Here is a 405-nt window from a genome sequence, read left to right as displayed (position 1 = left end):
GGTCAGGGAGGCAGGGTCGCGGTCGTAGACAAACTGCGCCAGCAATGCCTCCCTGACCGAAACGGATATCCAGGGACTGAGTGCCTTTGCAGGCAGGCTGTTCAACTATGCGAACAGCGAGGATATAGGTGTGGCATTCAAGGTGCATCAGCTGCTGCTGGCAGCGGCCCGCAGCCGGGAAGACGTGCCCATGATTGTCAGGGAGCTGTACTACACAGGCAACACCCTGCATTATATGAACGTCCGGGATGAGGGAACTGGCATCAACCTGTTGGGAGATGCATTACACAGTCAAGATCCCCATGTCCCACGGGGTCGATTCCCTGAATGTTGCCGCCGCCAGCGCCGTGGCGTTCTGGCAGCTGGGCAAACAGTAATTCATAAGCCACACAGCAAAAACTCCCG

At 57.3% G+C, this 405-nt stretch carries 1 pseudogene; it reads left to right on the top strand.

Going from position 1 to position 405, the window contains the following annotated elements:
- Positions 1-284: 284 nt before the first annotated feature.
- Positions 285-377, top strand: a pseudogene (locus P0G09_RS15825) (RNA methyltransferase); the annotation flags it as partial.
- Positions 378-405: the final 28 nt, after the last annotated feature.

Source organism: Faecalibacterium sp. DFI.5.82 (genome assembly GCF_029076575.1).
Classification (GTDB): domain Bacteria; phylum Bacillota; class Clostridia; order Oscillospirales; family Ruminococcaceae; genus Faecalibacterium; species Faecalibacterium duncaniae.
The sequence above is the reverse complement of the archived record's forward strand: the minus strand, read 5'-3'. Positions and strand labels throughout refer to the sequence as shown.